The 21,638-nt window shown below is 69.2% G+C and carries 23 protein-coding genes; 10 read left to right on the forward strand and 13 right to left on the reverse strand.

The window, feature by feature from the left end; genetic code table 11:
- Nucleotides 1-11: 11 nt before the first annotated feature.
- From MTAB308_RS27245 to MTAB308_RS27255, 3 genes are read right to left on the reverse strand one after another with little or no spacing between them, the layout of a single operon-like run.
- A complete protein-coding gene (locus MTAB308_RS27245; protein WP_077103860.1) occupies nucleotides 12-872 on the reverse strand; it encodes an LLM class F420-dependent oxidoreductase in 861 nt (286 codons plus the stop codon).
- Nucleotides 869-1,651, reverse strand: coding sequence for an SDR family NAD(P)-dependent oxidoreductase (locus tag MTAB308_RS27250; RefSeq protein WP_077103863.1), 783 nt, complete (start codon nucleotides 1,649-1,651; stop codon nucleotides 869-871). Before MTAB308_RS27250 ends, MTAB308_RS27245 begins: the two co-directional genes overlap by 4 nt.
- Nucleotides 1,648-2,454 (reverse strand): alpha/beta hydrolase, encoded by an 807-nt coding sequence (locus tag MTAB308_RS27255; protein WP_077103865.1) that lies wholly within the window; start codon nucleotides 2,452-2,454, stop codon nucleotides 1,648-1,650. Before MTAB308_RS27255 ends, MTAB308_RS27250 begins: the two co-directional genes overlap by 4 nt.
- 97 nt (nucleotides 2,455-2,551) lie before the next feature.
- On the opposite strand from MTAB308_RS27255, the gene MTAB308_RS27260 reads away from it, so the two are divergent.
- Complete coding sequence (locus tag MTAB308_RS27260; RefSeq protein ID WP_245831508.1) at nucleotides 2,552-3,448, forward strand: 5'-methylthioadenosine/S-adenosylhomocysteine nucleosidase family protein; 897 nt, start codon at nucleotides 2,552-2,554, stop codon at nucleotides 3,446-3,448.
- Between the two features lie 18 nt (nucleotides 3,449-3,466).
- Here MTAB308_RS27260 and MTAB308_RS27265 read toward each other — a convergent pair whose 3' ends face one another.
- Nucleotides 3,467-4,309, reverse strand: a complete 843-nt coding sequence (locus tag MTAB308_RS27265; RefSeq protein WP_077104872.1) for a sulfurtransferase — start codon at nucleotides 4,307-4,309, stop codon at nucleotides 3,467-3,469.
- A 258-nt stretch (nucleotides 4,310-4,567) separates the two neighbouring features.
- Between MTAB308_RS27265 and MTAB308_RS27270 the strand changes: the two genes are divergently transcribed.
- The 4 genes from MTAB308_RS27270 (at nucleotide 4,568) to MTAB308_RS27285 (ending at nucleotide 6,991) form a co-directional block, all read left to right on the forward strand.
- Nucleotides 4,568-4,897 (forward strand): DUF732 domain-containing protein, encoded by a 330-nt coding sequence (locus tag MTAB308_RS27270; protein ID WP_077103869.1) that lies wholly within the window; start codon nucleotides 4,568-4,570, stop codon nucleotides 4,895-4,897.
- An 87-nt stretch (nucleotides 4,898-4,984) separates the two neighbouring features.
- The gene (locus MTAB308_RS27275) at nucleotides 4,985-5,437 is read left to right on the forward strand and encodes a hypothetical protein (protein WP_077104874.1); all 453 of its coding nucleotides are present in this window, start codon (nucleotides 4,985-4,987) and stop codon (nucleotides 5,435-5,437) included.
- A complete protein-coding gene (locus MTAB308_RS27280; RefSeq protein WP_077103871.1) occupies nucleotides 5,421-6,140 on the forward strand; it encodes a TetR/AcrR family transcriptional regulator in 720 nt (239 codons plus the stop codon). The genes MTAB308_RS27275 and MTAB308_RS27280 overlap by 17 nt, the downstream gene beginning before the upstream one ends.
- A complete protein-coding gene (locus MTAB308_RS27285; RefSeq protein ID WP_077103873.1) occupies nucleotides 6,137-6,991 on the forward strand; it encodes a class I SAM-dependent methyltransferase in 855 nt (284 codons plus the stop codon). The genes MTAB308_RS27280 and MTAB308_RS27285 overlap by 4 nt, the downstream gene beginning before the upstream one ends.
- Here the strand turns inward: MTAB308_RS27285 and MTAB308_RS27290 are convergent.
- The gene (locus MTAB308_RS27290; protein ID WP_077103874.1) at nucleotides 6,970-8,097 is read right to left on the reverse strand and encodes a glycosyltransferase; all 1,128 of its coding nucleotides are present in this window, start codon (nucleotides 8,095-8,097) and stop codon (nucleotides 6,970-6,972) included. The two genes, MTAB308_RS27285 and MTAB308_RS27290, sit on opposite strands and share 22 nt — an antisense overlap.
- A gap of 174 nt (nucleotides 8,098-8,271) precedes the next feature.
- Here MTAB308_RS27290 and MTAB308_RS29135 point away from each other — a divergent pair, with 174 nt between their 5' ends.
- On the forward strand, nucleotides 8,272-8,532 hold the full coding sequence (locus MTAB308_RS29135; RefSeq protein ID WP_157901028.1) for a hypothetical protein: 261 nt from the start codon (nucleotides 8,272-8,274) through the stop codon (nucleotides 8,530-8,532).
- Here MTAB308_RS29135 and budA read toward each other — a convergent pair.
- From budA to MTAB308_RS27335, 8 genes are all read right to left on the reverse strand, one after another.
- Nucleotides 8,523-9,314: an acetolactate decarboxylase gene (gene budA, locus MTAB308_RS27300; protein WP_245831510.1), complete on the reverse strand. Its 792-nt coding sequence runs from the start codon at nucleotides 9,312-9,314 to the stop codon at nucleotides 8,523-8,525. The two genes, MTAB308_RS29135 and budA, sit on opposite strands and share 10 nt — an antisense overlap.
- A gap of 10 nt (nucleotides 9,315-9,324) precedes the next feature.
- Nucleotides 9,325-11,016, reverse strand: a complete 1,692-nt coding sequence (alsS, locus tag MTAB308_RS27305) for an acetolactate synthase AlsS (protein WP_077103876.1) — start codon at nucleotides 11,014-11,016, stop codon at nucleotides 9,325-9,327.
- A 26-nt stretch (nucleotides 11,017-11,042) separates the two neighbouring features.
- Complete coding sequence (locus MTAB308_RS27310) at nucleotides 11,043-12,578, reverse strand: FAD-dependent monooxygenase (protein WP_077103878.1); 1,536 nt, start codon at nucleotides 12,576-12,578, stop codon at nucleotides 11,043-11,045.
- Nucleotides 12,569-13,210, reverse strand: a complete 642-nt coding sequence (locus MTAB308_RS27315) for a TetR/AcrR family transcriptional regulator (RefSeq protein WP_077103880.1) — start codon at nucleotides 13,208-13,210, stop codon at nucleotides 12,569-12,571. The genes MTAB308_RS27310 and MTAB308_RS27315 overlap by 10 nt, the downstream gene beginning before the upstream one ends.
- A 160-nt stretch (nucleotides 13,211-13,370) precedes the next feature.
- Nucleotides 13,371-14,528, reverse strand: a complete 1,158-nt coding sequence (locus tag MTAB308_RS27320) for an AAA family ATPase (RefSeq protein WP_077103882.1) — start codon at nucleotides 14,526-14,528, stop codon at nucleotides 13,371-13,373.
- An 8-nt stretch (nucleotides 14,529-14,536) separates the two neighbouring features.
- Nucleotides 14,537-16,129 carry a Na+/H+ antiporter gene (locus MTAB308_RS27325; protein ID WP_077103884.1) on the reverse strand — a complete coding sequence of 531 codons (1,593 nt, stop codon included), beginning with the start codon at nucleotides 16,127-16,129 and terminating at the stop codon, nucleotides 14,537-14,539.
- A 151-nt stretch (nucleotides 16,130-16,280) separates the two neighbouring features.
- Nucleotides 16,281-17,330 (reverse strand): DUF5685 family protein, encoded by a 1,050-nt coding sequence (locus tag MTAB308_RS27330; protein ID WP_077103887.1) that lies wholly within the window; start codon nucleotides 17,328-17,330, stop codon nucleotides 16,281-16,283.
- A 49-nt stretch (nucleotides 17,331-17,379) separates the two neighbouring features.
- Nucleotides 17,380-18,837 carry a MauE/DoxX family redox-associated membrane protein gene (locus tag MTAB308_RS27335; protein WP_077103889.1) on the reverse strand — a complete coding sequence of 486 codons (1,458 nt, stop codon included), beginning with the start codon at nucleotides 18,835-18,837 and terminating at the stop codon, nucleotides 17,380-17,382.
- Nucleotides 18,838-18,874: 37 nt separating this feature from the next.
- On the opposite strand from MTAB308_RS27335, the gene MTAB308_RS27340 reads away from it, so the two are divergent.
- The 4 genes from MTAB308_RS27340 (at nucleotide 18,875) to MTAB308_RS27355 (ending at nucleotide 21,619) form a co-directional block, all read left to right on the forward strand.
- Nucleotides 18,875-19,783: an RNA polymerase sigma-70 factor gene (locus tag MTAB308_RS27340; protein ID WP_077103891.1), complete on the forward strand. Its 909-nt coding sequence runs from the start codon at nucleotides 18,875-18,877 to the stop codon at nucleotides 19,781-19,783.
- 4 nt (nucleotides 19,784-19,787) lie between these two features.
- Nucleotides 19,788-20,594 carry an SDR family oxidoreductase gene (locus MTAB308_RS27345; RefSeq protein WP_077103893.1) on the forward strand — a complete coding sequence of 269 codons (807 nt, stop codon included), beginning with the start codon at nucleotides 19,788-19,790 and terminating at the stop codon, nucleotides 20,592-20,594.
- Between the two features lie 71 nt (nucleotides 20,595-20,665).
- On the forward strand, nucleotides 20,666-21,100 hold the full coding sequence (locus MTAB308_RS27350; protein ID WP_077104878.1) for a protease inhibitor I42 family protein: 435 nt from the start codon (nucleotides 20,666-20,668) through the stop codon (nucleotides 21,098-21,100).
- Nucleotides 21,101-21,139: 39 nt separating this feature from the next.
- Nucleotides 21,140-21,619, forward strand: a complete 480-nt coding sequence (locus MTAB308_RS27355; protein WP_077103895.1) for a hypothetical protein — start codon at nucleotides 21,140-21,142, stop codon at nucleotides 21,617-21,619.
- Nucleotides 21,620-21,638: the final 19 nt, after the last annotated feature.

Raw genomic sequence — 21,638 nt, forward strand, 5'->3', positions numbered from 1 at the left:
GAGGGCCCTCTCTAGGCGGACGGGTGCAACTCGGCCAGTGCCTGCAGATTCTCCAGGTAATGCTGCAGCGAGGTATGGGTGAAGATCGCGCTGACGATGGTGGCCCCGTGCGCGGCGATGTCGGCGAGGGTTTCGCGGGTTCGGTCCGGCTCGTTGATCGGGTCCAGGGGCCTCGGGGGCGGTAGGACGACCTCGAAGCCGGGCTTAAGGTCGAAGCGGCCCAACCACTCTCGGACCTGTCGCAGGCTCACGTTGAAGGGGGCCCAGCCGTCGGCCAGGGTCGCCGCCCGGCGCAGCGACCGCAGGGTGCGTCCTCCGACCCAGATCGGGACACGCTGCTGGACGGCGCAGGGATCGACGACCATGCCGCCGAACGAATAGAACTCGCCGTGGTAGGAAGGCTCGGGCACCGACAGCGAGGCGCGAAGCGCCCGCAGGGCGTCGTCGCCGCGCGCCCCGCGGTCGTCGAAGGGCACGCCGAGGAGGTCGAACTCCTCCTTGAGGCTGCCGACGCCGACGCCGACGATGAGCCTGCCGTTGCTGACTTTGTCGAGTGTGCCGTAGCGCTTGGCGATCTCGAGCGGATGGTGATACCCGAGCACCAGCACGTTGGTGGCCAACCCAATCCGTCGCGTGCGCGCCGCGAGATAACCCAGGGTGGCCAGCGGATCCCAATAGCGGGCTCCGCGGCGCTGTTGTTCGGCGGCGGGCAACGCGATGTGCTCGCTGCAGGTCAGGTGGTGGTAGCCGAGTCGGTCTGCGGCTTCGGCGATCTGGGCCAGGTCGTCGATGGACGCCTCTTTCTCCCACTCGCCGCTGATCTGCGGCAACATCGTCACCACCGGGGTGGATATCGACAGACGAGTGCTCATCCCTGCATGTACCCGCCGGCGTCCACGGGTATCGATTGCCCGGTGATGGTTCGGCTCTCGTCGCTGGCCAGGAACAGCGCCAGGTTGGCGACGTCCTCGGGGGAGGAGATGTCTTGCAATGCCACGCCTTTGAGGGACCTGGCGCGCTGGGTCGCGAAGTCGACACCCTGCTCGTCGGCGGTGCGTTGCACCCAGTTGCGAAACAGCTCGGTGTCGATGGCGCCGGGCACAATGCAATTGCACCGAATGCCGTACGGGCCGACCTCGAGCGCGACGGCCTTGGTGAACGCCCGTAGCGACGCCTTGGCGGCGACGTAGTGGGTCTTGCGGACCAGGGCAGAGTAGCTCGCGGTGGAGGAGAAGTTGAGAATGACCCCGCGGCGGCGTTGCAGCATGGACTGATTGAGCACTTCGCGCGTGCACAGCATGGCCGCGGTGACGTCGATGGCGAAGGTGGCGTTCCAGTTGTCCAGCGTCTGCTCCCAGATCCAGCGGTCCTGCCCGGGCGCGGCGGCGTTGTTGCACAGGATGTCGATGTGGCCGAACTCGTCGACCGCCCTCGCCACCATGGCCGCCACGTCGTCCTCGTTGGTCACGTCCGCACGCATCGCGACGGCTCCCGGGCCGGCCGCGAGGGCGGCGTCGCGGACCAACTCTTCGCGCCGCGCGGCGAGCAGCACGCGGGCGCCTTCGGCGACGAACAGCGAGCCCATCACCGGCCCCAGCCCGCTGCTGGCACCGGTGATGATCGCGGCCTTGCCGTCGAGACGGCCCGTCATCGCGGCAACGTTGTGGGACAGCGGGTTTGGAGCCACGCGTGGATCCGCTCGGCCACCGCCTCCCACCCGGGCTCGAGCATCATGTCGTGGGCCATCGCCGGGAAGATCTCCGCCTCGGTGCGGTAGGCGGCCGCGGTCGCGCGGACTTCGCGCTGCGTGAAGACGATGTCGTCTTCGGCGCCCAGGACCAACAGCGGGGCGCTGACCAGGCGGGGCCTGGGCAGATTGAGCACCAGCATCTCGAGCACGAAGCGTGACACGTACTCCTCGTTGAGTTGCGCGGCGTAGCGCGCCACGTCGGCGTGGGGAATCGCCTCGCACAAGAAAGTCTCGCGGGCCAATTCCGGCGTGCCGCCCACGCTCGGCAATGACTTGCCCAGGGCCAGGCTTCGCGCGGTCAGCCACGGGTGCCGTTGGAACCGGTGCAGGAAGAACCGGGCGATCCCGCTGGGCGGCACCGAGGCGAGCAGCGCGGCGGCCGGAGCGTCGTGGGTCTCCAGGTACTTCTGCACCACGAAGCCGCCCATGGAATGCCCGATCACCACGGGCCGCCGGGGCAGGCCGTCGGCGACGGAGGCGACATCGTCGACGAAGTCGGCCATCGAACACAAGCGCATGCTGCCCGGTGCGGGACTGTTTCCGTGGCCGCGCAGGCTCACCGCCACCGATCGATAGCCCCTCGCCGCGAAGAAGTCCAGGAAATGCTCGTCCCAACACCAGGCGCCGTGCCAGGCGCCGTGGACGAAGAGCAGCGGCGTTTTCTGGGAATCGCCGACGGGCCCCTTGTCGATCACTTCCAGCACGCCGCTGAGACTAGCGCGAATAACGACGCGAAATTGCTAAACAAAAAGAACGGTATTGGATATTCGGCCGCGCCCGATGCGCCAAAATCAAGCATTTATGACCGATAGAGAACCGGAGGAACAGCGCACGCTGGTGCTGTCCGCCTTCCCGGCCGAGGCCGATGCGGTTCTCTCGCATACCGTGCTGGACCACGACCCGGTGGTGCGGGCCGAACGCCGGCACTTTTACCTCGGCTCGATCGGCGGCAAGAAGGTGATCGTGGCGATGACCGGCATCGGCATGGTGAACGCGACCGAGACCGCCCGCACCGCCTTCGCCCGCTTCGCCGGCGAGTCAGCGATTGATGCGGTGCTGTTCGCGGGTGTCGCCGGTGGCGGGGCGCGCGTCAACGTCGGGGACGTGACCGTACCGGCCCGCTGGACCCTGGACGGCGGCGCAACATTTCTCCCGGTCGACGCCGGCCTGCTGGCCGCGGCGCGAGCACTCAGCGTCGACCTGCAAACCGTTAATTACCTGCGCCACAACACCCCCCGAGTCAAGCTGGTCGATCTGAAGCGCCGGCCACGGCTGGTGGTTGGCGGCGACGGGTCCAGCTTCGACAACAACAACGGCCAGGCGTTCCCGTGTATCCCGAACGGCGGCGGCGTTTTCGGCTGTCAGCCGCGCAGCGCGCCAGATCGCTCACTTCGCTACACCGGCAACTTCTTTCGGGCGGCCGGGCCCTGGCTGCGAAAGGCTTTCGTCACCAACCTGAACGTCGCCTGGGTTGCTGACCCGGCCTTCGACGCGACGGATAACGAGACGGCGGCGGTTCGAGCGGTCGCCGGCGCGCAGGGGGTCCCATTCCTCGGAATCCGTGGGATTTCGGACGGGGCCGGCGACCCGCTGCGCCTGCCGGGCTTCCCGTTCCAGTTCTTCTTCTACAAGCAGATCGCGGCGGAGAACGCCGCCCGGGTGGCCGCGGCCCTCCTGCAGACCCGGGCCGGGACCTGAATTGACCTCGCCCGCGGGCTATTCGGGCCCGCGACCGACGGGCCGGGCCGGATCCGAACACCATTCCGACCACGACCCGGGATACAGCGCGGCTTGTCGGCCCGTCGCGGCGAGCGCGGCGATCGTGATGGCCGCGGTGACACCCGAGCCGCAGTAGACACCGACGCGGCCATCGATGCCGCGGTCGGACAACAACCGATCGAGCGCGCCTGGCCCGATGAACGTTCCGGCCTCCGACAGGACGGCGCCGCTGGGCAAGTTCTTGGCGCCGGGGATGTGCCCGGCGACCGGGTCCAGGGGTTCGACGTCGCCGCGGAAGCGCTCGGGTGCGCGGGCGTCGAGCAGTGTCACCTCGCCGGTCTGCTCCGCCGTCAGCGTGGGGCGATCACCGTTGTACAGATCATCCTGTGGCACAGTCACATTCCCCGGAGCCGGGTTGACCGGTTCGGTCTCGATTCTGTGTCCGGCCGAGCGCCACGCGGACAGGCCGCCGTCGAGAATGCGCACGTTCCGCAGGCCGGCCGCGGTCAGCACCCACCACGCTCGCGCCGAACCGGCGCGATTCCAGTCGTCGTACACGACGATCGCGTCGTCGTGCCGGATTCCCCACCGGCGCGCGGCCGCCTCCACGCTGCGCCCGGACGGCAGCGGATGACGGCCGCGACCGGCGACGGTGTGGTCGCTGAGTTCGTCTTCGAGCGACACGTACACCGCGCCCGGTAGGTGACCGTCCAGGTAGGCGGCCCTGCCGTCGGGCTCGTCGAGCCGCCAACGCACGTCGAGGATCGCCGGCGGGTCGCCGGTCTCGATCAGGCGTGCCAGCTCCGCGGCCGTGATCAGCACCTCGTCCCGCGCCTGCACGGGCATACCTCCTTGCCGTTTACGGCGAGCCTAGCCGCGGCCCGCTAGGTGAACGCCATCGGAACTCGCGGTGAACTCTTGTTTCGGAAACGAGGTCGCCCCTGCGCCCGCAATTAAACTCATTCAGAACTAAAACTGAACGGCGGATTGAACTTTGGCTTGCGAGGGCCGATAGCGCCTACGGGCTATTGACCACCGACCCGCTCGCGCGCGACGATTCGTTACATTGGGCGTCGATGCTTTGAAAGTGATGGGGAAATGAAGAAGAAAATCTCCGCGTGCGCGTTTGGCGCTCTGCTGGCCGTCGCGTGGGTCCCGGCGGCCGTCGCGCACGCCGACCAGAACGACCAGGAATTCGCCGAGTACCTCTCGTCGCACGGCATCAACCTCGGTTCGCCAGCCCAGGCCGTGAACATGGCGCGCGTGATGTGCCAGGACCTCGATGCGGGCTACACGCAAAAGGACGAGATCGACCAGCTGACCGGATCGCACAAGCTGACCCAGGCGCAGGCCGAGACGTTCATCGGGGCGGCCACCGCGGACTACTGCCCGGCCAAGCACAGCCCCAGCAAGCCCAGCGGCGGGTAAACGCCCGGGGTCCTACCGACCGCCGGTCTGGTATACCGACCACCGGTCTGCTTATACTTCCTGGGCGACCAGGAGGTAGAACGAACGATGAGCGGCTCAGAGTTGTCAAAGGTCCGGACCCGGATGTTCGCGCGGGTGATGGGCCCGTACCTCACCATCGTGCCGAGCACCGTCGCGGTGCGCGGGCATGACATGGAGGTGTTGTTCAACGAATTCAAGGCGAACCCGATGTGGTCGTGGCTCTACGGCGCCATTCTTTTGGCGGGCGGCCTTTTCATCATCGCGTTTCACCAGTATTGGCGCAGCCCCGCGGCGATCATGGTCTCGGTCGTCGGCTGGTTCTTCCTGATCCGCGGCCTGCTGCTGCTGACCGTTCCCCGGGTTTACGACGCGGGCGGCAACGCCATCTACAGTTCGGGTGCGTCGGCGGTGATCTGGGTGTTGTTCGCCTGCCTGGCCTCGGCCGGTCTATACCTGACCTACGTCGGCTGGAAGCCGGAACGCCCGACCGACGATCGAGCGCATGCCGCGGGTAGTTAAGCATCCCGACATCCGGCGAGCGGAACTGCTCGACCGGGCGGCCTTGTTATTCGTGCGCGACGGTTACGACAACGTCAGCCTCAACGACCTCATCGCCGACGCCGGGGTCTCGAAAGGCGCTTTCTACCACTGGTTTCCGTCCAAGGACGCGCTGATCACCGCGTTGGCCGAGCGCAGCGCGAGCGACGCGTTCGCCGCCGTTGAGGACGCCGTCGCCGCCTGTGGGGGCGACGCATTGGCCCGGCTCAACGCGAGCTTGCGCGCGGGTTTCGACGTGAACATGAAAACGGGCGGACCGGAGCAATTGGCCGCGATGGTGTCGCTGCTGCGCCCTGACAATGCGCACCTGTACGCGCGAATCCTGGCGGTCGAGGAAGCGTTGGTCCTTCCGTTGCTGACGCGGCTGATATCCGACGGAGTCGCCGACGGCGTCTTCGATACGTTTGACCCCGAGGGTGTCGCCGACATGATCTACGGCCTTGCGGCGCGCACGAACTCGAACGTCATCGAGGTGTTACAGGCCGCCGACGAATCCGCGCGAGAGGTGGCAATCGACCGCCTGACAACGCGATTCAGGCTGCACGGGCTTGCCATCGACCGCGTCCTCGGGTTGGCGGACGGGAGCGTCACGACACTCACCCGCACGCAGGTCGAGGCGTTGGTCGCGGCGCTGCCGCGAAGCTGGGCGGGAGACGCGCCGTGAGCTTGGCGCTTCCGTCCTTCACCCCCGCGCAGGAGAGCTTGTTTCTCACGCTGGGCGGCAGGGCGCTGGACAGCCGCTTACCGCGACCGTTCCTGGGTGACACCATGGCCGACGAGATCCTGACCAAGGTCGGCTACGACCTTGCCCGGTTTCCCGCGCTGACAACCAAATTCCTCGACGCTCGATCTCGGGTCTTCGACATTGCGGTGCGGGCCAAGACACTTGACGATCTCGTGCGTCGTTTCATCTCCGAGCACCCGGACGCGGTGGTGCTGGATCTGGGCGCCGGCCTGGACACCCGGGTCTTTCGGATTGACCCGCCGCCCACCGTGGCGTGGTACGACATCGATTTCCCCGAGGTCATTGCGGTGCGCTCTCGCGTTGTTTCCCAACGCGCGAACGCTCACAGCATCGGTGCGGATCTCACCGATCCGGACTGGCTCAACGAAGTCCCCGGTTCACGGCCCGCCATGATCGTCGGCGACGGTTTGATCGCTTTCCTCACGCAGGCCGGCTTCGTTGCGCTGCTGAATCGACTCGTCCATCACTTCCCGAGCGGGGAGTTGGCATTCAATCTCTACACCCGCTACGCCATCTGGGCGGTGAGGCACGCTCCGGGCATGTCCGTGATTGCGGGCGGCGTCGTCAATCCCGGATTCAACGATCCCCGTCAGCCCGAGCGCTGGGTCGACGGCGTCAAACTCGTCGACGAAATCTTCCTCACCAGGGCGCCCGAGGTCGACGGGCTTTCGCCCGCGATGCGCGCCACGGCCCGCCTGGCGGCCCCCAGCGCGCGCATGTCCCGGCTGGTAGGCACGGTCGTGGTCCGCTACCGCTTTAAATCCGGCTGAGCGCAGGTCCTCAGCGACGCCAGCATTCCGGCAGCGGCGCGTTCCCAGGTGAAAGTCTCCGCGCGGCGCCGGGCGGAGCTGCGGCGGTGGTGTTCGGGCCGGCCGACCACCGCGCCGACCGCCCAGGCGATGGCGAACGGGTCGTTGTCGGCCAGGGCTCCGCTGTCCGGGGTGACGATCTCGGTCAGCGCCGACGTGCGCGACACCACCGCGGGCGTCCCGCAGGCCAGCGATTCGAGCGCGGCCAGCCCGAAGGTTTCGTGCGGGCCTGGCGCCAGCGTCACGTCGGCGGTGGCCAGCAGACCCGCGACGGTGTGCCGGTCGTTGATGAAGCCGGTGAAGTCGATCGGCAGCCGGGAGGCCTGCCGTTCCAGCCGGGCCCGAAGCGGGCCCTCGCCCACCACCACCAGCCGGGCGTCGACGCCGGCATGGCACAGCGCGCCGAGCGCGTCGATGCTGCGGTCGACGCGCTTTTCCACCGAGAGCCGGCCGCAATGCACCAGCAGGATCTGATGCGGGGCGGCCCAGCGCCGCCGCACCAGGTGCGAATGCCGGCGCGGGTGAAACGTCTGTAGGTCCACGCCCAACGGGACGGTGACGGTGTTCGTCGCGCCGATCCGGTCGAATTCCTCGCGGGCGAACGCCGTCGTGCACACCACGGTGTCGTAGTTGGCGGCCGTGCGCCGATTGGCGAAGTCCGCGAACCGCTCGGCGCTGCGGCGCGGAAGTATCTGGCCCACAAGGCGATCCAGCCGCTCGTGGGAGATCATCACCGTCTTGGCGCCGTAGTCGCGCCCCCACGGCCCCAGCGACCGCAGGGTGAGCCGGTCGGAGACCTCCAGCGCTTCGGGCCGCAGCGCCTTCAACAGCGCCTTGACGGGCCCCGGCATCACCGCCCGGTAGCCCCCGGTGAAGGGAATCAAACGGGCGGGCATCGTGATTCGCACGACGCCCGTGGGCAGCTGCGTACGCTGTGGGCTGCTACCGGGGACGACCAGGTACACCTCGTGCCCGGTGGCGCAGTATTCGGCGCCGAGCCTGTCTATCGCGGTGCGCAGTCCGCCGGAGCGAGGGCCGTAGAAGTTGGCCACCTGAACAACGCGCATACCGTGAGGACACGCGGCGCGCGTGTGCAGTCATCGATGTGGAACCGACGTGTGCCTGAACAGTCCGTGAATTCGTCAACCCCTCGGACGGGTCAGCGTGCGTGACGGCGGGCGAGAATCGCGGCGGTCCCCCGGTCGGCGGGCAGGAAAGCCTCGAGGCGGAGTTCGGACACGGTGACATCCAGCGCGGTGACGAACGTCGAGATCGTTGCGACAAGCCGCACGTCACCGTCGGCGTTCGATTTCGCGCTCGGCGCGTTGCTGCGCGATGACTCTGCGGCGGCGAACCCGGCCGTTGCCCGGTTGTTGGGTGTCTCCGCGGACCAATTCGAGCAGCGAACCGGTATGGCGGCGCACGACTTTCTGCTCGCCGCCACCGGCCGGTCCGATCCGGCCCGCCTGGGGCCGCCCGACGTCGTGAACATCTACCGCTGAGGGGAATCTCCGCCTTTGGGGCCTTCGGCTTTGCCGATCCGCTCGGCGAGGTCGTCTCCGGACAGCTGCGCGCCGAGGAACGCACCGGAGGTGGGCAGGCTCAGGTGCAATTGCGAGGCGCCGCTGACCGCGAGCGTTCCGTGCTCGAGGCTAAAGTCGAGGACATGCCCGCCGGCGGTGCGCTCCTCGTTGAGGAAGTGCAGGTGGTATCCGGCCACGGAGATGCCCTGTTCGAAGTCGGGGGTGCGGAACCCGACCACCGTGCCCGAAACGTCGGTGAACACCGTCTCGGTCTGTTCCTCGGTCGCCTCGGTCAACGGGGGATAGGGCTGTTTCTGCGCCATCACCGTTCGGGTGTGCAGTTCGTCGAAGCGCCCGGTGATCTTGATCGCGTAAATCAGGTTGGCGCTTTGGATTTGGCGATCGATCGCCGCGGTCAGTTCGGCGCGCCCGGTGCGGGTCTGAACCGGGATCTCGAAGTCGCCGTGGAACCGCGTGACCGCAGCGAACGGGGTGCGGTCGGTCGGCGCCGCCCGGGTGGCGGTGCCGTCGGCGCGTAGCCGGTAGCAGACGCCGTCCAGGATGACCATTTCGCCGTCGAGGTGGTTGAAGGTGCCCAGGCCGAAGTCGCCGTGCCGCAGGATGTCGGCGACGGTGGCATCGCCGTCGTAGACGCCGTCGAGCAGGGCGCTGATCGTGGAGAACTGGTACACCTCGTCGTCATGGTGGTGGCCGAGAATGCTTGTGGCCCAATGGCGGAACCGCTCGTAGGGGTTGCTCATCTTTCCCATCTCACTCGAAGGGGTCGTCGTGCAGATGCCCGGCGAGCTCGGTGTTGCGGCTGTAGTCCACCGGGACGTCGATCAGGGTAGGACCTTCCTCGGCCAGCGCCTGGCGCAGGGTGGCGCCGAACTCGTCCAAGGTCGTGACCCGGTAACCGCGGGCGCCGAAAGCCGCCGCGTAGCTGACGATGTCGTAGTCGGCGAGTTGCACGCCGGACTTGCGCCCGTATTTCAGGACCTCCTGGAAGCCGACCATGTCGTAGGTGTTGTCCCGAAAGATGATGTGGGTGAACGTCAGGCCCAGATGGGCCGCGGTCGACAGTTCCTGGGCGGAGAACAGGAATCCGCCGTCCCCGGACACCGACACGACGGGGGTGCCGGGCCGCAGCAGGCAGGCGGCCATCGCCCAGGGCAGGGCGACCCCCAGGGTCTGTTGACCGTTGGAAAACAGCAGGCGCCTGGGTTCGTAGACTCGGAAGTGGCGCGCCATGTAGATGTAGACCGAGCCGATGTCGCAGGCGATCGTGGCGGTGTCGTCGAGTTCCTCACGCAGGCGCAGCACGACCGCGACGGGATTCAGCCCGGGCCCGCTCGGCACGTCGTCGCGCGCGGCGTTGTCGATGTCGGCCAACGCTTTTCGCTGGGTGTCGATCTGGCCACGGTACTCGGCGCTGAGCGTGAGGCCGGCCAGGTTGCCGGTCAGGTCGGCGACGGTGGCCGCGACGTTGCCGAGCAGCTCCAGCGTCGGCTGATAGTGGTTGTCGATGTCGGCGGGCACCGAGTCGAGGTGGATGATGGTGCGCCCCTCCAGCTGGGGGTCGTTGTTCCACTGCACCGGGTCGTATTCGACGGAGTCGTAGCCGATGGTGACGAGCACATCGGCGTGGCCGAGGATGACGTCGCCGGGCTGGTTGCGGAACAGGCCCACCCGGCCCAGGAAGTGATCCTCGAGGGTGCGGGAGATCACCCCCGCGGCCTGAAAGGTCTCCACGACGGGCAGCCCGGTCGCGGCGACCAGGGCGCGCAGCGCCGCGCAGCCGTCCGGGTCGGCGCCGCGGATCCCGACCAGCAGCGCCGGCCGTTGCGCGGCGCGGATCAGTTCGGCCGCCCGGGTGACGGCGTGCGGCGGGGCGGCGCCCAGAGGCGGGATCGGGAGGCGGGCCGTGATGCCCTCAGTCGTGGGGGCGGCCAGCACGTCGGCGGGCAGCACGACGGCGGCGGCCCCGCGCGGCTCGCTGGCCGCGGCGCGAAAGGCACCGATGGTCGCCTCGACGGCATTGTCCGGGTCGTTGATCTCGCCGGTGAACTTGGTGACCGTGCGCAGCATCGCGGCGGCGTCCATCGACTGGTGGGTGCGCTTGAGCCGGTCCTCGCGGCGAACCGCGCCACACAGCGCGACCACCGGATCCTGTTCGGTGGTCGCGGTGAGCAGGCCCGTCGCCAGGTTGGTGGTGCCGGGACCGGACGTCACCAGCACGACCCCCGGGTTGCCGGTGAGCCGGCCGATCGCCCCGGCCATGAACGCCGCATTTTGTTCGTGCCGGCACACCACCAGCTTTAGGCCGCCGTCGACAAGGGCGTCGTAGACGGCGTCGATCTTGGCTCCGGGCACGCCGAAGATGTACTCGACGCCCTGCGCGGACAGGACGTCAACGATCTTCTGCGCGCTGCGCACCGGTGTACCGGGATTCGTGGGGGCCATGCCGCCCAGTCTGGTCGCTGGCGCGGCTATCCGCTCGACTCGGGTCCGAACCAGCGCCGCAGCGCGGCGCGCAGCCGCGCCTCCTCATCCGCCCCGAACGCGTCGGCCGCCCAGGCGACGTAGCCGTCTGGCCGGAGCAGCAGCGCCGCGGCGGGCCGCTCGCCTGTGGTCGCTTCGACGACCTCGACCCGATCGGCCCACCCGCGCGCGGTGGCGCCTGCGCCGCCGCCGAAATCGAGCAGGACCGGGCGCGCGTCGTGCAGCAGTTCTTCGACTCGCCGGCCGTCGGCGAGGGTTAGCGGGGGCACGGGCCGGCCGGACAGCGGGTGGTCGTCGCCGACGTCGTACCGGACGTCATTGCCGGCCAGCAGTTTCGCCATGTGCCGGGCGACGTCGGGAAGGGCAAACAGTTCGCCCATGAGCGTTCGGAGCGCGCCGACTTCCGGGCCCGGCGCCATCAGGGCGGTCTGCGACAGCGAGTGCATCATGACGCGCTCACCCACGGGGTGACGCTCGGACTCGTAGGTATCGAGCAATCCCGCGGGCGCCCAGCCGTTGAGATGGGCCGCGAGCTTCCAGCCCAGGTTCATGGCGTCCTGCAGTCCCAGGTTGAGGCCGGGGCCGCCCATGGCGCTGTGGACGTGGGCGGCGTCGCCGAGCAACAGGACCCGCCCGTCGCGGTAGTGCTCCGCGTGGCGCGTGTTCTGCCCGTTGATCCGGCGCAGGGCGTGCGGCCCCGGGCCTTTCGGTTCCTCGAACGGTAGATCGACGCCGAGGACGCGACGCGCGCTCTCGCGCAGCTCGGCCAGGCTCATCGGTGTGTCCTCGACCGGCGGCCCGAACTCGATGGTGCCGAACAGCGAGCGGCCGGGTTCGAACTCAGCGTAGATCAGCCCACCGCGATCCAACCGCGTGTGGCCGAACGCAATCCGGCCGAACCCGGGCACGTCGATGCCGCCGTCGGCGCGGCGGAGCCCGTCGGGGATGTGCACGTGGGCCAGCCGCCCGACGGTACGCGACGTATAGCCGGGGAAGTCGATGCCCACGGTTTTGCGGACCAGGCTGCGCCCGCCGTCGGCGCCCACGAGATACCCGGCGGCGATGCGGTACTCGCGCTCCGGTGAGGACACCGTCAGCTCAACGGAATTCGGCTCCTGCCGCAGACCGGTGAGCTCGTGCCCCCAGCGCAGGTCCACTCCGAGGTCGCGCGCCCGCTTCTCCAGCAGCCGCACCACCCGGGGTTGCTGGATGGGCAGCGCGTACATCGGGTTGTCGGGCACGCCGAGGAAGTTCAGCGTCATGGCCGCGAAGATCCACCCGTAGACGGGTTGCGGGGGATTGGGGTCGCCGGTGAACTCCTGGTAGAGGCCGCGCATGTCGAGCATCCGAACCACCTGTCCGACAAGGCCGTTGGCCTTGGGCTCCGAGCTGGGTCCGGGCAAGCCGTCCAGCACGACGGGCCTGACGCCGGCCAGCGCCAGCTCGCAGGCCAGCATCAGCCCGTTGGGTCCGGCGCCGGCGATGACGATGTCGGCGCGTTCTTGGTCTTTGTTCAAAGCCATGGTTTTACATCCTTGGGTTCCGGCAGTCCCGCGCGGACGGCGGCGAAGCAGTCGCGGATCAGGTCGGTGATGGCGACCGGCGGGTCGGCCCGCACGTACGCCTCGGCCGCCGCGTCGCCGACCGCGCGCACGACGGCCACCACCAGTCGCGGGTACAGGTCGTGCTCCGGGTCGGTGCCGGTGCGCTCGGCGATCACCTCGAGCCACTCGTCGAAAAGCCGCTGCGGCAAGGCGTTTCGCACCTGCGGGTTCATCAGCAGCCTTCGCACCTCGATGAGCTCTCCGTGGCTCGGCACTTGATTCTCGTCACCGTAGAAATCGCCGAAATCCTCTTCCAGCGGTTCGAGCACCGCGTGCTCGAGCGCCGTCCACAGCGGTTCGTCGGCGGGGCGCTCGCGAAGTGCCGCGATACCGCGGCGCATCCGCTCGGTCTGCCGGTAGGCCAGCGCCTCGTACTTGCCGCTGAAGTAGTTGTTGAAGGTGCGCAGCGACACCCCGGCCAGGCTGGCGATCTCGTCGCGAGTCACGTTATCCAGCCCGCGCTCGAAAGCCAGGTTCAGCGCGGCGTCGCTGAGCGCGCGCCGGGTGTCGGCCTTCTTGCGCTCGCGCAGTCCGGTCGGTTGGTCGGGCATGGGCACCAACCTACGCCAAACGTGCACGGCGGGCAAGATTGCCTGGCAGGCAATCTTTGACTGTGAGGCCACGTCGACGACACGCCGACAAACGGCGCCGTGAGCTCACACCAAAAGCCCTCGGCGCACACTCAACGGCGATGGTGCGGCCTCGCGCGGATTAGCGTTTGCCCCAGTCCCAGCGCGGCGTCGTCAGCAGGTCCTGCCCGGCGATGCGGGTCTCGCCCCACTCCTTGTACAGCTCGATCTCCACCGTGTCGTCGCCCGCGGCTGCCAGCAGCGCGCGGGAATGGGTGACGACGACGACCTGGGTCTGGGCGGCGGCGGTGCGGATCAGCGACGCGAGCGGGCGCACCAGGTCTGGGTGCAGGGAGGTTTCGGGCTCGTTGAGCACCATCAGCGACGGCGCTTGCGGGCTGAGCAACGCGGCGGCCCAGAGCAGGAATCGCAGTGTGCCGTCGGACAATTCGGCAGCCCGCAGCGGGCGCAGCATGCCCCGCTGTTTTAGCTGCAGGTCGAACACTCCATCATGCTCGGCGACCGAGACCGTGGCACCGTCGAAGGCGTCGGCGACGGTGCGGGCCAGGTCGTCGAAGCCCGCCTCGATGATGGTCTGGATCGCGGCGGCCAGGTCGTGGCCGTCGTCGGAAAGCACCGGCGTGCGGGTGCCGACCTGCGGCTGCCGCGCGGGCGCGCCCGGATCGACGCGAAAGGCGTCGTAGAAGCGCCAGCCGCGCAATCGCTCACGCACGGCGGCCAATTCGGGTAGCGCGTGCGGATGGGCGTACTCGGCCAGCACGCTGCGATACGACGGCAGGGACCGGCTCAACTCCTCGAAGCCCCGGCCCGATTCCGCGCTCACCTCGGCGAAATCCCGGGTCCGGCGCACCAGTGTCGTGCCGGCACGCAGCACCGGGCCGGCGAACACCGCCTCCCGCTTGATCTCGGGATCGCGCGCGAAGGCGGACTTGATCCCCGCCATCTGCGGGATTCCGAGGTCGACGAGATAGCCGAAATCGTCTGCCGCGAAACCCATTTCGAGCGACACGGGCCGGGTGCGCACCGTGCCCTGGGCCCTGCCGGTGCGACGGGCGCCGCCGAGCTGCTCGGGGCCCGCCCACAGCACCGACTGCAGCCCGCCCTCGCGGGCCAGCGAGCCGATCACCTCGCCACGGCCGCAGTCGGCCAGCAGCCGCAGCGCGCGGTACAGCGATGACTTGCCGGCGCCGTTGGCCCCGGTGACGATCGACAGCCGCCCCAGCGGCGCGATCACCTCCCGCAGCGAGCGATACCCGCGGATGGCGACCGTCTGCAACACCGGTCGCCCTACTCGTCGTCGGCAGCGTCGAGGAGTTGCACTTCCTCGAGGTCCATCTCGTTTTGCAACTCGCGCAGCACGATGTCGTCGATGAGGTTCTGGTTACGCATGGCGGTGATTTCGCGCCGCTTGTGCTCGAGCACGCCCAGGCGCACCTGTCGCACCTTCTCCTTCTTATTGATGAGATGGCTGTTCGCCGAACCGCCCTCGGTCGCCAGCGTGAGCGCGGCCTTTTCTTCGTATTCCTTTTCCAGCCGTCGCCGCAGTTCGTCGCTGATGCCGACCTCGTCGGCGACGGTCGGCAGCGCGGCGAGGGCGGCTTGGCTGCCCCGGCATCGAGCCAGTTCCAACTCCTGGACGTAGGTGAGATCGTCGGGCATCTTGGCCCACCGGACGACGGCCGGCAGCGTGATCCCTTGAACGAGGACGGTCACCAGGATGACGAAGGTGACGATGAAGATGATCAGGTTGCGGTCGGGGAAGGGCGTGCCGTTCAGTGTGGTGGCCGGGACGGCCAGCGCCGCGGCGAGCGACACGGCCCCGCGGAATCCCGCCCAGGCGATCACGAAACGCTGACGCCAGGGGGCGCGGCGCTCACGCTGAGCCGGCCGGCGGTCGATGAGGCGAATCAGGCCGGTGGTGATCTCGCCCCACACGATGCGCGAAACGATCACCACGCCGGTGACGGCCAGGGCGATGTAGGCGGCGTGGCGAAGGCCTCCGTCGACGTGGGCGATGCCGTGCAGCGCGCCCGGGATCTGCACGCCGACGAACACCCACAGCGAGCCGTTGAGCAGGAAGGTCGCGATGTCCCAGAATCCGAAGGCCGCCAGGCGGGAACGGGCCCGGATCACCAACGGCCCGGCGTAGGCCAGGACCAGCGCCGCCACCATGACCGCGACCACGCCGCTGCAATCGAACGCCTGGGCCAGCAGAAACGCCGCGAACGGCGTCAGCAGGCTCATGGCGCCTTCCTCTTGCGGCGCGTCGATTCGCTTGCGCGCCAGCACCACCAACCCGCCGACCAGCAGGCCGGCGGCGATGCCGCCGAGGTAGGAGAGGACGAACCGGCCGCTCACTTCGAGCGGGCTGATGGCGGACCCGCCGATGGCCACCGTGACACTGCCGGCGAACAGCACCAGGGCGGTGCCGTCGTTGATGAGGCTCTCGGCCTTCAGCACGGTCAGCTGCCGGCGCGGCAGCTTTTTCGCCAGGCCGGCCACGGCGGCGGCGTCGGTGGGGGACAGCACGGCGCCCAGGACGCCCGCCGCGTGGGGGTCCATGCCCAGCGATCGCGCCGTCCACGACACCGCCGCCGCGGTGGCGATCACCAGGGCGATGCTGAGCAGGACGATGACGCGCGCGTTGGCGCGGATCTCGCGGAAGCTGGTGTTCATGCCCTCCCAGTAGAGGATTGCGGGCAGGAACAACAGCAGCACGACCTCGCCGTCGACGTGCACGTGAGCGAAACTCGGGATCAGGCCGAGCAGCGCGCCGAGCGAGATGAGCAGCACCGGGGGACCCACGCGGTAGCGCCGGCCGATGACCGTCCCCACGATGACGGTGGAGACGAGCGCGACGATCAGGACGAGGCCAAACACCTGCCCATCCTGCCGGACGGGTACGACTTGCGCGGCTTGGGGCTTAAGTCACATCCGTCCCATGGGCACCTTCAGGGGAAGGGCAGGTGAACTTCAAACGGATAGCGCGGGCGCTATCAGATTTCGGAATCATGTGGGTGGGCCACGAGGTCTAACAATCGCAGCAGCAGTCGTCGCAGCACTCGCAGCCCTCGCAGCAGCACCAGCGGCCCGTGCCGTCGCCGCCCTTCTTGCGCTTCCCGGGATCGGGGGTCTCGCCCTCGTCCGCGGGCGCACCCGGGCCGGGCTGGCCGCCGAAGTTGATCGGCTCCTGCTGGCCGCGCGGCGTCCCGCTTTGCGCGGTGAAACCGGTCTGGGCGAACGTGCGTTTCACCGCGCGGCGCACCTCGCCGGTCAGCAACCGGTGGGCCAGGCGCCCGTCGGTGAACTCGACGTCGGCCAACGCCAACTCGATGCCCAAGACGGCGTCGTCGCACAGGGTGCGCACCGCTTCGACGGGAGTTGCGGTGGCCGCCAACGGGTTCCACTTCCCGCGCGCCACGTCGTCGCGGTAGTCCTCGACCGCGTCGAGCAGGTGCGCCACCCGGCCGAACAGCTGCCCGACCTCGCGCAGGGGCGCGGCGTTGTCGGGGCGGCCGGCCAGCACGGCGGTGTGGGCGAAGGCCTCGGCGACCGCGGTCTCGGTGGGCTCGGTCACCAGCAGCAGGGGGCTGCCCGGCACCGCGGCCGCTTCGAGCGCGGCCTGGCGGTCCATCGCGGCGACGAGCACGCCGGTGTCGAAGCTCAGGGTGCGGCCGGTGTCGGTGCCCTGGCGCACCCAGCGCTCGGCGATGCGGCGCGCCGCGGGCCGCACTCCGGCCGCGCCGACGATGCCGTCGCGGTCGTCGAGGTGGTCGCGCACCCGCGCGGCGGCCAGCGCCAGCGACACCACCGCCGCCAGCCGCACGCAATCTCCGGTGGCCACGTCGGCGCGCCGCATCCCGCGCAGCGGGCAGCGCCCGGCGTTGCGGCGGGTCGGCCGCCCCCCCGACTGCGCCTCGACCAGCAGGGAGACCACCAACCCGTCGTAGTTGGTGGCGATCCGCGCGAGTTGGCCGTAGTCGTCGCGCAGCGCCAGGCACAACCCGCACAATTGGGCCCGCCAGGCCGCCGCCAGCTCGCCCCCGAGCCGATTACGGCACGGCCGGATGATGCCAAACATGCACAGAAGCCACCCGACGTTCAGCAAACGCGCGCCCCAAACCGCCGAGCTAGGGATGCGACCCGGGACAGGTCCTCGGAAAGTTAACTGGCTGACCGATCTGGTTCATCCCCTTGCGGTATTGGGCCGTCGCCGGCAGGTCCGGAGTGGCGGCCGACCAGATGGTCGACGTGCAGGTGGCGGTCTCGCAGCCGCCGGCAAAGGTCCGCGACTCGCCGGTCGTGACCGTCAGGCATTGGCACTTGGACACGGCGGGATTGGTCGGATCGATCTCGCACTCGACGTCGAGGCAGTTGGCCCACGGCACCCCCGACGGGCAGGTCAGCACACCGAAATTCGCGTTCACGTTGACCGTGGAGAACGCCGAGCGCACCTTGTTGCCCGACTGGGCGCGGTCGCTGCAGTTCCGGAATCCGACCGAGTAACCGTTGACGACGACGCAGTCGCACACCGAGATGCCCGGGTCGGTTTTCGACGGCACGCACGGCGCGGTGGTGCACAGTGCGAAGGTTTGGTTGCACAACCAGGCGCCGTCGACCTCGAAGGCGTCGATGTTGCTCGGCAGGCTGGTTTTGCGGCCCCCATCACAGGCGGCCGCGGTGGCCGCGACGGCGGGAAGCAAGCCCACCGATGCTCCCCGCAGCAGGCCGCGCCGGGTCAGCCCGGGCCGCTGCGCCGCGCGGTCGACGAGCTCGGCGATGGCGCCCGCGCCGCGAGCCGCGTCCACCCTGCGGCCCCCGTCGATGAGCACCGCGCTCGGCGTGGCGGTGATGCCGTAGGCCGCAAACGAGGCCCGCGACTCGTCGACGAGCTCGAGCGGCACGCGGTGGCCGGCGGGGCCGCCGTTGATCAGGGCGACGGTCACGTGCCCGCTCAGGTCGTCTTGCCAGCGGGCCACCTCGGGAAGCAGCGCGTCGCACGCGCCGCAGCCGGGTTGGCTGAAGACCAGGACGAGCGGCCGGCGGTTGTGCTGCAGCTCGTCGAGGGTCCAGACGCGGCCCGCCCGGTCGGGCAGCTCCAACGCGGCCGCGCCGCCGTTGCGTGAGTTCCAGCGCCGGCGCGCGCCGGGCCCGAGCCACAGGATGAGCATGGTCGCCGCGAACGCCGTTGGCGCCCAACCGAAGCGACCGCCCAGGGCGACGGACGCGGCCAGCGCCGCGAAGCATCCGTTCCTGGCCAGCGTCGGCCAGCCCAGCGGGGCGGAGGAAAACCGGCCAAAGCAGTGGCACTCGACCGCGCGGCCGCGGGCGAGGCTGACCAGCGCGGCGACGCTGAATCCCGTGAGGGCGAGCAACGCGGCCCCCGCGCCCGTGCGCGGCTCGGCCACCAGGAGCGCCGCGATGCCGAATTCGCTCGCGATCAGCGCCGGTCCCGCGAATGCCGCAGCCGCCCTTGGCACTCCGAATGCCGTCATCGCCCGACGCGCGCCGCCGCGATCCGACAGCTTCGTCAGCGCGGCGACCGCGAACATTCCCGCCAGGAGCAGTCGCGCCGCCAAGATCGTCATCTGCGGATCGTAGACACTGGCATGGCAGTCTGGGAGGGTGAGCGATCTCGCGGAGGCGTTCGAGTCCCAGCGTCCGCGCCTGTTCTGGTTGGCGTACCGGATGCTCGGGTCGGCGAGCGAGGCCGAAGACGCGGTGCAGGATGCCTACCTGCGACTGCACGGGGCGGATACCGAGGCGATCGAGTCGCTGCCGGCGTGGCTGACCAGGGCCGTCACCAACCTGTGTTTGAACCGACTCACGTCGGCGCGGGCCCGGCGCGAGGTGTACCCCGGCCCCTGGCTGCCGGAGCCGGTCCTCACCGAAGACCGCGCGCTCGGCCCTCTCGAGACCGCGGAGCAACGCGAGTCGGTGTCGATCGCGCTGCTGGGCCTGATGGAGCGGCTCAACCCCACCGAGCGTGCGGCGTTCGTCCTGCGAGAAGCGTTCGCCTACAGCCACTTTGAGATCGCCGAGATCCTGCAAACGTCGGAAGCCAACGCCCGCCAACTGAATCGGCGCGCGCGGCAGCGACTCGGCGAACCCCGGCGGCGGGTTGAAGCCGACCGGGCGCAATGGCGGCGCCTCGTCGACCGATTCCTCGACGCCGCCCGCTCCGGCGACGTGGGTGGACTCGTCGAGCTGTTGACCGCCAACGTGACCTCCACCGCGGACGGCGGCGGCAAGGTGGCGGCCGCGCGCCGCCCGATCTCGGGCCGCGACCGGGCGGCGCGCTACCTGGCGGCCGTCTTCGGCAAGGTGGTGCCGCGGGCGCGGCTGCGGCTGGACGTCGCCGAGGTCAACGGCGAGCCCGCGCTGATGGCCTTCGACGGCGACCGGCTCGCCGGTGTGATGTGCTTCGAGATCGTGGGCGAGCAGATCGCGGCCCTGCGCATCCAGGCGAATCCGGACAAATTGCGGTTTCTTGCCGGGCAGCTGTCACATCCGGCGGGGCTGCGCGGTCCATAAGGGTATGGCGAACCGAGTACTGATCACTGGCGGCACGGGCACCGTGGGTCGCGTCGTCGTCGACCGGCTGACGGCCGCGGGTGCCGGCGTGCGCGTTCTGAGCCGCGGACGGCGCCCGCACCAGCGCGCCGACGTCGAGCACGTCGTGGGCGACGTGGGCAGCGGCGCCGGGCTCGACGCGGCGCTGGACGGCGTCGAGACGATCGTGCACTGCGTCTATCCCACCGAGCACCTGGTGGCGGCGGCGAAACGGGCGGGCTCGCCGCACCTGGTATACGTCTCCATCGTCGGCATCGACCGCATCCCGTTCGCCCTGTACCGGACCATGCTCGCCAACGAGCGCGCGATCGCCGAGTCGGGGCTGCCCTGGACGGTGCTGCGGGCCACCCAGTTTCACGATCTGATCGCGTTCCTCCTGCGCATGCTCGCGAAACCGCCGATCATGGCGCTGCCGGCGGGGCTGAGGTTCCAACCGGTCGACGTGCGCGACGTGGGTGGGCGGCTGGCCCAGTTGGCGCTCGGCGAGCCGGTCGGGCGGGCGCCGGACTTCGGCGGCCCGCAGGCGCGTCCGCTCGACGACCTCGCCCGCAGCTACCAGGCGGTCGCCGGCAAGCGCCGGCCCATTGTGCCGATCCGCCTGCCCGGCAAGGTCTTTGGTGGGATCCGCGCCGGCGGCCTGCTCGCCCCCGGCCACGCGGCCGGCACGATCACCTTCGAGCAGTACCTCCGCGAACAGCTCGGTGCGGGCCGGCTGCCGTACCGCGACGCGATCCGCGCCTACTTGCCGCGTCGCCCGGGGCGTGGTTCCTGACATTCGCGGTGGTGGCGGGCTCGTCGCGAACCTCTTCCAGGCCGCAAGCCATAATGGGGGCGATGACTGTCGTGAAGATCAGGCTTTTGGTGACCGTCGCGATGCTCGTTTCGGCGATCTTGGCGGGGTGCCATTTCGGGTCCAGGAACCCGCCGAACAGCCAGACCCTCGAGGTCCCCATGGACGACGTGCTGAGGCAGGGTGCCATCACGCAGAACGTCACGCTGGCGGTCGGCAACACGCTGACGGTGAAGCTGGGCTCCAATTACTCCACTCCCTACCGGTGGGCGATCGACACGAAGATCGGCGATTCGACGGTCGTCAAACAAACCAGCCACGAGTTCGTGCATCCCTCCTCCGACGCGCTGGGGGCGCCGGGCACGCAGGTGTGGACGTTCACGGCGCTGAAACCGGGGAAGACGACGATCACCACCGCGTACGCGAGCATCGTGGGCAAGAACCCGCAACCGGTGTGCGTTTACACCGCGAACGTGACGGTGCAGTAAACGCTGCGCGCGGGCGGCGCGTCAGGCTACGGTCTGGGTGTGTTTGGCTTTCTTCGCAATTGGTCCGAGATCGGGAAGCTGCCACCAGAGCTGCGCGAAGAACTCGAGGCCGAGGGGGTGATCTTCACCGCCGGCAAGGTCGGCGTGGTCCGGCACTTCAGCGGCCACGTGCCCGGCGTCCATTCGGCGTCGGGCGTTTCGCGCTACAGCGGCGGGTTCGGCTTCAGCGCGGCGCGGATCGTCGCGACCTTTCCCGCGCGCGGCGACGCCAAGCTGCGCTCCATCGATTGCTCGTGGGACACCGACCAGGGTCCGGCGCGGGCGACCATCACAGACAAGGGCCTGCAGATCGAAATCGACTTGCACGGAGTCGATCCCGCCTTTTCCGGCTCGATGAGGCTGAATTACAAAAAGAAGATCCCCGACGACGTGTTGGAAAAGTTGCCGACGACGGCGCTGCGGTTTCGGGTGGAGCCGGTGTTCGTCTATCGCGCGGCGGGCGTTCGTCCCAAGCCTTAGCTGACCAAATGCCCTATTG

Origin of the sequence: Mycobacterium terramassiliense (genome assembly GCF_900157385.1) — a bacterium.
Lineage (GTDB): Bacteria > Actinomycetota > Actinomycetes > Mycobacteriales > Mycobacteriaceae > Mycobacterium > Mycobacterium terramassiliense.

Excerpts from the sequence above, each read along its gene's own strand:
- MTAB308_RS27250 (WP_077103863.1), bottom strand. The coding sequence starts at position 1,651 with ATGACGGGCCGTCTCGACGGCAAGGCCGCGATCATCACCGGTGCCAGC.
- MTAB308_RS27315 (WP_077103880.1), bottom strand. The coding sequence starts at position 13,210 with ATGCCCGACCAACCGACCGGACTGCGCGAGCGCAAGAAGGCCGACACC.
- MTAB308_RS27310 (WP_077103878.1), bottom strand. The coding sequence starts at position 12,578 with ATGGCTTTGAACAAAGACCAAGAACGCGCCGACATCGTCATCGCCGGC.
- MTAB308_RS27280 (WP_077103871.1), top strand. The coding sequence starts at position 5,421 with ATGCCGCGGGTAGTTAAGCATCCCGACATCCGGCGAGCGGAACTGCTC.
- MTAB308_RS27260 (WP_245831508.1), top strand. The coding sequence starts at position 2,552 with ATGACCGATAGAGAACCGGAGGAACAGCGCACGCTGGTGCTGTCCGCC.
- MTAB308_RS27270 (WP_077103869.1), top strand. The coding sequence starts at position 4,568 with ATGAAGAAGAAAATCTCCGCGTGCGCGTTTGGCGCTCTGCTGGCCGTC.
- MTAB308_RS27275 (WP_077104874.1), top strand. The coding sequence starts at position 4,985 with ATGAGCGGCTCAGAGTTGTCAAAGGTCCGGACCCGGATGTTCGCGCGG.
- MTAB308_RS27345 (WP_077103893.1), top strand. The coding sequence starts at position 19,788 with ATGGCGAACCGAGTACTGATCACTGGCGGCACGGGCACCGTGGGTCGC.
- budA (WP_245831510.1), bottom strand. The coding sequence starts at position 9,314 with ATGAGCAACCCCTACGAGCGGTTCCGCCATTGGGCCACAAGCATTCTC.
- MTAB308_RS27290 (WP_077103874.1), bottom strand. The coding sequence starts at position 8,097 with ATGCGCGTTGTTCAGGTGGCCAACTTCTACGGCCCTCGCTCCGGCGGA.
- MTAB308_RS27335 (WP_077103889.1), bottom strand. The coding sequence starts at position 18,837 with ATGACGATCTTGGCGGCGCGACTGCTCCTGGCGGGAATGTTCGCGGTC.
- MTAB308_RS27330 (WP_077103887.1), bottom strand. The coding sequence starts at position 17,330 with ATGTTTGGCATCATCCGGCCGTGCCGTAATCGGCTCGGGGGCGAGCTG.
- MTAB308_RS27245 (WP_077103860.1), bottom strand. The coding sequence starts at position 872 with ATGAGCACTCGTCTGTCGATATCCACCCCGGTGGTGACGATGTTGCCG.
- alsS (WP_077103876.1), bottom strand. The coding sequence starts at position 11,016 with ATGGCCCCCACGAATCCCGGTACACCGGTGCGCAGCGCGCAGAAGATC.